This window comes from Skermanella sp., assembly GCF_059503625.1.
Map to the genome: position 1 here is coordinate 1 of NZ_JCACHA010000915.1, position 7,400 is coordinate 7,400.

6 protein-coding genes are annotated in these 7,400 nt (G+C 64.9%); 5 read left to right on the forward strand and 1 reads right to left on the reverse strand.

The window, feature by feature from the left end; translation table 11 throughout:
- Together AC5JJ6_RS33360 and AC5JJ6_RS33365 are read left to right on the forward strand one after the other, a co-directional pair.
- Positions 1 to 231 (forward strand): hypothetical protein (locus AC5JJ6_RS33360; protein ID WP_496046163.1); only part of this gene is annotated, 231 nt, incomplete at its 5' end.
- Between the two features lie 102 nt (positions 232 to 333).
- Positions 334 to 1,686 carry a DEAD/DEAH box helicase gene (locus AC5JJ6_RS33365; RefSeq protein ID WP_496046164.1) on the forward strand — a complete coding sequence of 451 codons (1,353 nt, stop codon included), beginning with the start codon at positions 334 to 336 and terminating at the stop codon, positions 1,684 to 1,686.
- 215 nt (positions 1,687 to 1,901) lie between these two features.
- Here the strand turns inward: AC5JJ6_RS33365 and carA are convergent, their stop codons facing one another.
- Positions 1,902 to 3,098, reverse strand: a complete 1,197-nt coding sequence (gene carA, locus AC5JJ6_RS33370; protein WP_496046165.1) for a glutamine-hydrolyzing carbamoyl-phosphate synthase small subunit — start codon at positions 3,096 to 3,098, stop codon at positions 1,902 to 1,904.
- Positions 3,099 to 3,407: 309 nt separating this feature from the next.
- Between carA and AC5JJ6_RS33375 the strand changes: the two genes are divergently transcribed.
- The 3 genes from AC5JJ6_RS33375 to AC5JJ6_RS33385 form a co-directional block, all read left to right on the forward strand.
- Positions 3,408 to 3,869, forward strand: coding sequence for a GatB/YqeY domain-containing protein (locus AC5JJ6_RS33375; protein ID WP_496046166.1), 462 nt, complete (start codon positions 3,408 to 3,410; stop codon positions 3,867 to 3,869).
- Between the two features lie 30 nt (positions 3,870 to 3,899).
- Entirely contained in the window at positions 3,900 to 5,768 is a 1,869-nt protein-coding gene (dnaG, locus tag AC5JJ6_RS33380; RefSeq protein WP_496046167.1) for a DNA primase, read from the forward strand.
- Positions 5,769 to 5,898: 130 nt separating this feature from the next.
- A partial coding sequence (locus AC5JJ6_RS33385) for a sigma-70 family RNA polymerase sigma factor (RefSeq protein WP_496046168.1) occupies positions 5,899 to 7,400 on the forward strand: 1,502 nt, incomplete at its 3' end.

Sequence of the window (7,400 nt, forward strand, 5' to 3'; positions counted from 1 at the left end):
AACAAGGGGCCGGCCAGACTGCTGGAACTGGAGCGTCCCCGCCATGCTTGCGCGCGCATCTCGATCTCCCACGCTGTGTTTCCTGCTCATCCCAACAGGCGAAACGGCCACCTTGTCACTCAGGGCCATGCAGCCATGATGCCTGCCTTCCCGCGAAGCTCTGACCTATGGCCCCTTGACTTCGCACTTGCGAAAGAGCAACTATCGGTCTCGATCAATTGTCTTTCGTGATCGCGCGAAGCGGCAGCTTGTGCCGCTGCATCCGAAAGACCCGCATCAGCACCAGAGGGCGGCCCGGCAGCGCGCGGTCAAGCCCCGAAAGATCCTTTCACAGTGACGTCTTTCAGCGATCTCGGCTTGAGCGAGCCGATCCTGCGCGCCATCAGCGCCGAGAACTATTCCACTCCGACCCCGATCCAGGCGCAGGCTATCCCGCACCTGCTCGAAGGCCGCGACCTGCTGGGCGTCGCCCAGACGGGTACCGGCAAGACGGCGGCCTTCGCGCTGCCCATCCTCCACCGCCTGTCCGCCACCCGCACCCGGCCCGTCCCGCAGGGTGCCCGCACCCTCGTCCTGACGCCGACGCGCGAACTGGCGATCCAGATCGGCGACAGCTTCAAGACCTACGGCGCCAACCTGCCGCTGACCCATACGGTGATCTTCGGCGGCGTCGGCCAGAACCCGCAGGTCCAGGCGATGTCGCGCGGCGTCGATATCCTGGTGGCAACGCCGGGCCGTCTGCTCGACCTGATCGGGCAGGGCTTGGTCAAGCTCGACCGGCTTGAAGTGTTCGTCCTGGACGAGGCCGACCGCATGCTGGACATGGGCTTCATCCACGATGTCCGGCGCATCCTGAAGACGCTGCCGGCCAAGCGCCACTCGCTGTTCTTCTCCGCCACCATGCCGCCGGAAATCGCCAAGCTGGCCGACAAGATCCTGACCGAACCGGTCCGGGTCGAGGTGACGCCGGTGTCGAGCACCGCCGAGCGGATCGAGCAGCACGTCATGTTCGTCGAGAAGGCTGACAAGCGTCCGCTGCTGGGCGAAGTCCTGAAGCGCCCCGAGATCAACCGCGCCCTGGTCTTCACCCGCACCAAGCACGGCGCCAACCGGGTCGTCGAGCAACTCGGCCAGATCGCCGTCCGGGCGGAGGCGATCCACGGCAACAAGTCGCAGACCGCACGCCAGCGGGCGTTGGAGAACTTCAAGACCGGCGAGATCCGTGTTCTCGTCGCGACCGACATCGCGGCGCGCGGCATCGATATCGACGGCATCACCCACGTCATCAACTACGACCTGCCTAACGTTCCGGAAAGCTACGTCCACCGGATCGGCCGCACGGCGCGGGCAGGGACCAGCGGCATCGCCATCTCGTTCTGCGACAGCGAGGAGCGGGCTTTCCTCAAGGACATCGAGAAGCTGATCAAGGTCCGCATCCCGGTCGTCGAGGATCACCCGTGGCATTCCCACGGCGGCGTCGTGTCCGCTCCGAGTGCTGACGACCGTCCGCCGCGCCCGCCGCGTCCGCAGCAGCGCCGGCCCCAGTCTTCACCGGGGCAGGGGCAAGGCCGTCCGGCGCCGCAGGGCCAGGGACGTCCCCAGCAGCATGGCCGTCCGCAGCGGAGCGGCCACGGTCACAGCGGCGGTGGCGGTGGTCAGGGGCGTGGCCGTCCGGAAGGGCGGTAACGAAGCTCCGGCTTCCACCCGGTTCCCAAATAAAAAAGGCGCGGACGATGTCCGCGCCTTTTTCTTATTGAAGTCGATCGAATGCCATATCGCAATAAATCTGTAGGTCGGCTAAAGCGAAGCGGCAGCCGACAAGCAGGCGCGTCTATGTCGGCTGCCGCTTCGCTTTAGACCGACCTACGGCATCCACTTATTATTATCGGACGAGGGGCTCCTCACCCCCGCTTGCTGTCGATCAGATCGACGAAGCGGTGGAACAGGTAATGGCTGTCTTCCGGACCGGGTGAGGCTTCCGGATGGTACTGGACCGAGAAGATCGGCTTGTCCTTGACCTTCAACCCCTCGTTGGTGCCGTCGAACAGGCTGACATGGGTCACCTCGACCGTGTCGGGCAGGCTCTCCGGCTTGACGACGAAGCCATGGTTCTGGCTGGTGATCTCGACCTTGCCGGTCGCCAAGTCCTTGACCGGATGGTTGGCGCCGCGATGGCCGCGCGGCATCTTCTCCGTCTCGGCGCCCAGCGCCAGCGCCATCAGCTGGTGGCCCAGGCAGATGCCGAACATCGGGACGCCGGTATCCATCAGCCCGCGAATTGTCGGCACGGCGTATTTGCCGGTGGCCGCCGGATCGCCGGGGCCGTTGGACAGGAAGACGCCGTCCGGCTTGTGGCGCATGACGTCCTCGACCGTGGCGTTCGCCGGCACCACCGTCACCTTGGCTCCCGTCCCGGCAAGGCAGCGCAGGATGTTGCGCTTGGCGCCGTAGTCGATCGCGACGACGTGGTGGCGCGGGTTCTCTTGGCGGGCATAGCCTTCGCCCAGCTTCCACATGCCCTCGTCCCAGTCGTAGGTCTGGCGGCAGGAAACGTCCTTGGCGAGGTCCATGCCCTCCAGCCCCGGCCACTGCCGGGCCTGCGCCAGCAGCGCCTCCAGGTCGAACGCGCCGTCGGGGCTGTGCGCCACGACGCCGGTCGGCGCCCCGCCGTCGCGGATGCGGCGGGTCAGCCGGCGGGTATCGATCCCGGAGATGCCGATCAGGTCGTAGCTCTTCAGCCAGTCGTCCAGGTGGCGGGTGGCGCGCCAGTTGGACGGATCGGTGATGTCGGCGCGCAGCACGAGGCCGCGTGCGGCCGGCGTGACCGTCTCGATATCCTCGGCATTGGCGCCGGTGTTGCCGATATGCGGGAAAGTGAAGGTGATGATCTGGCCGGCATAGCTGGGATCGGTCAGGATTTCCTGATACCCGGTCATCGAGGTGTTGAAGCACACCTCGCCGACCGAAGCGCCCAGGGCACCCAGTCCTCGGCCCCACAGCACGGTCCCGTCGGCAAGAACCAGAACGGCGGTCGCACCTTCCGGGCGCGACGCGGCGGCGGCGCTGAGCGTCGCACCGGCGGGAGTGTTATCGGACATCGGTGATTGACCCCATATTGACGGCGCCGTCGGGCGCATTACTTACAGCGGCTCTGATCGTGCCGCATTCCGCCCAAGTGGAACGCGAACCGGCACGCGTCAAGACCGCGACCGGCCTGTCGTGCCGTTCGTGGTTCGCTTGCCCCTGCGATTAAACCATGGCTCGGCACCGGTCAAGTGACGGAATGGCCGCCGTGCCCCGATCGCATCCCCCGCCATGCCCCCATCGCTCCGTAACGGCCGCTCTGGCGGACGTGCCGGACATTGGGTATTGTTGCTTCGTATTCTCTCGATGAAGGACTTCAAACCATGTTCCGCACTCGGCTCAACGAGGCCTTGAAAGAGGCGATGCGGGCCAAGAACCCGCGCGCGGTATCGACCCTGCGCCTGATCCTGGCGGCCTTGAAGGACCGCGACATCGCGGCGCGCGGCCGCGGCGTCACTGACGGCATCGACGAGGAGGAAATCCTCTCCATGCTCCAGACCATGATCAAGCAGCGCCGGGAGGCGATCTCGCTCTACGAACAGGGCGGCCGGCTCGAACTGGCGGAGCAGGAGCGTGAAGAGATCGGCATCATCGAGACCTTCCTGCCCAAGCAGTTCAACGATGCCGAGGTCCGCGAGGCCGTGGCCAAGGTGATCGCCGATATCGGCGCCGGCGGCATCAAGGACATGGGACGGACCATGGCCGAGCTGCGCACTCGCTACGCCGGCCAGATGGATTTCGGCAAGGCGAGCGGTTACGTGAAGGAAAAGCTGGTCCAGGCCTGAACGATCCCCGGATGATCTAGCGCAATCCCCATGGCGTTTCCTCCTCAATTCCTTGAAGAGCTGCGGGCACGGCTGGCCCTGTCCGACGTGGTTGGCAAGCGCATGCGGCTGATCCGGGCGGGGCGCGAGTTCAAGGCGCCGTGCCCGTTCCACAACGAGAAGACGCCCAGCTTCTACGTCAACGACCAGAAGGGCTTCTTCCACTGCTTCGGCTGCGGCGCCCATGGCGACATCATCGGCTTCGCGATGCGCCACGACAATCTGGCGTTTCCCGAAGCGGTCGAGCAATTGGCGGCCGAGGCCGGATTGCAGGTGCCGCAATCGACCCCGGAGGACCGCCAGCGGTTCGAGCGGCAGAAGTCGCTGCACGATCTGGTCGAAGCGGCCTGCCGCTGGTTCGAGCTTCAGCTTTTTGCGCCGTCGGGCCGGATAGCGCTGGAATACCTGCACGGCAGGGGCCTGGACGAGGAAGCCATCACCCGCTTCCGGCTGGGGCATGCGCCGTCGGACGGCAATGCGCTCCGGATATATCTGGCGCGGGAGGGCTTCAAGGAGCCCGACATGATCGAAGCGGGTCTCGTCCGGCCTTCCGATTATGGCGGCGGCGCCTTCTCCTTCTTCCGGAACCGCGTCATGTTCCCGGTGACCGACCGGCGCGGCCGGGTCGTGGCCTTCGGTGGCCGCATCCTGGAGGGAGAGGGGCCGAAATACATCAATTCGGCCGACAACCCGCTCTTCCACAAGGGCAAGCTGCTCTACAACATGAGCCGTGCCCGGCAGGCGGCCACCGACGACAAGCCGGTGATCGTGGTCGAAGGCTACATGGACGTGATCGCCCTGGTCCGCGCCGGCTTCGAGGGGGCGGTCGCCCCGCTCGGCACGGCGCTGACCGAAAGCCAGATCCTGGAACTGTGGAAACTGTCGCCCAGCGGCCAGCGGGTCCCGATCCTGTGCTTCGACGGCGACAATGCCGGCCAGCGAGCCGCTTTTCGCGCAGTTGAGAGAATTTTGCCACACCTTATGCCGGATCATTCCGTCAAGGTTGCCTTCATGGCGGGCGGCGAAGACCCTGACAGCCTGATCCGTAAGCAGGGCGCCAAGGCAATGCAGGAGGTTCTGGACGGCGCCAGACCCCTGGCGGACGTGTTGTGGCAAATGGAAGCGGAGGGTAGGGCAGTCGATACGCCCGAGGCCCGCGCCGGCCTTCAGGCGGCCCTGGACGAGCGGGTCGGAACCATCAACGACCGTACCGTGCAGTCGCTCTACCGGGACGAGATGCGCCGGCGGTTTTACGAAAAATTCCGCGCCCGGCCTGCGTTTCAGCAGCCTTTCCAGTCACGGCAGGGCGGTTCGGGCAGGTTCGGCGGGCGCAATTTCCGCCAGCCGCGCAACACCGACCCGCCGCCGGACTACCAGCGGTCCAGACCCCGTCCGGCCCGCGAGGGACGCGAGCGGGTGCTGTTGGCTACGATGCTGAACCATCCCGAACTGTTCGAGGAATTCGGCGAGGCGCTGGGCGAAGTGCAATTCCTGGCCCAACCGCTCGATCTCCTGCGGCAGGCGGTTGTATCGGTGCTGGTAGAACATCCCGGCCTTGACGCTGCCGCATTGGGTAGCCACTTGACTAGCAAAGGCTTCTCCAATCTGGAGGATGCCGTCGGCGCGGCGTCTTTCCTGTATGCTTTCGCCCGTGCGGAAGCGACTTTGGATCAGGCCCGCCGAGGTTGGGCCGACGTATGGGGGCAGACATATTGCGATCATATCCGGTCCGAGCGCCAGGAAGCGACCCAGTCCCTAGCCCGCGACTTGAATATGGATAATTGGTCCCGCCTCAAGGCCCTCCAGGAGGCCGAGGCCGGAGCCGCTGAATTCGATGACGACCCCGACCTTGAATACTGAGGTCGCGTGTGGCAGATGGAGCATGGAGCTTGGGTCAGGCCAATAAAGTCAGTTCCTGTATGTGCGGATGGCGCGGAGCACCGCAAGTCGTCGGCGCTACTTTTGTTTTCTAGGCGGGGGCATCTATCGAATGGCCACGAAAGCGACGAATGGCGCAGAAGTGACGGAAAATCGTGAGGAATCCGGCGATGGCCCGCTGATGGACGGCATGGCGCAAGCGGTCAAGAAGATGATCGCCCGTGGCAAGGAACGTGGTTACGTCACCTACGACGAGATGAACGCCGCGCTTCCTCCAGACCAGTCGTCCTCCGAGCAGATCGAGGACACGATGGCGATGCTCTCCGAGATGGGCATCAACGTCGTCGAAAGCGAAGAACAGGACGACAACCAGAACGCCGCCGCCGAAAGCGACGGGGAGACGAGAGTCTCCGGCAATCTGGACGACGACGACATCGGCCGCACCGACGATCCCGTCCGCATGTACCTGCGGGAAATGGGATCGGTCGAACTGCTGTCCCGCGAAGGCGAAATCGCCATCGCCAAGCGGATCGAAGCCGGCCGCGAACAGATGATCGGGGCCATCTGCGAAAGCCCTCTGACGATCCGCGCCATCATCGAATGGCACGATTCCCTGAACGAAGGGAAGATGCTGCTCCGCGACATCATCGACCTGGACGCCACATATGGCGGCGGTCCGGAAGGTGAAGTCGCCGAGGGCATTCCCGCCGCTGTCGACGGCGAAGGGGGGACCGAGCAGCCCGCCCGCGCCGAAGGGGCGGATGGAGCCGCAGGAGAAGGCGAAGAGGCAGAGCCTCCCTTGGGGGGCGACGCCGAAGGCGATGGCGAAGGGGACGGCGAGGAGAACAACCTCTCGCTTTCCGCCATGGAAGCCGCCCTGAAGCCGCAGGTGCTCGAAACCTTCGAGAAGATCGCGGCGACCTATGAAAAGCTGCACCGGATCCAGGAATCCCGCCTGACCGCCATCCAGCGCGGCGAGGAGATCGGCAAGACCGACAAGAAGTACGACAAGATCCGCGCCGAGATGATCGAGCTGATGAATACGGTCCGGCTCAACAACGCCCGGATCGAGCAGCTTGTCGAACAGCTCTACGGTCTCAACCGCCGCCTGATCGGCATGGAAGGCCGCCTGCTCCGCATGGCGGTCGACAGCAAGGTCAAGCGCGAGGACTTCCTGCACCATTACTACGGCCACGAGCTGGACCCCAACTGGATCGACCGGATCAAGGGTCTTTCGGGCAAGGCATGGCCGCGCTTCCTGGAGCGGCACACCGGCGACATCGTGCGGCTGCGCGAGCAGATCTCGTCCGTGTCGGACGAAGCGGGCCTGCCGATCGGCGAGTTCCGCCGGATCGTTTCGACCGTCCAGAAGGGCGAGAAGGAAGCGAGCCGCGCCAAGAAGGAAATGGTCGAGGCCAATCTCCGCCTCGTCATCTCGATCGCCAAGAAGTACACGAACCGCGGCCTTCAGTTCCTGGACCTGATCCAGGAAGGAAATATCGGCTTGATGAAGGCGGTCGATAAGTTCGAGTACCGGCGCGGCTACAAGTTTTCCACATATGCGACGTGGTGGATCAGGCAGGCGATAACCCGCTCCATCGCCGACCAGGCCCG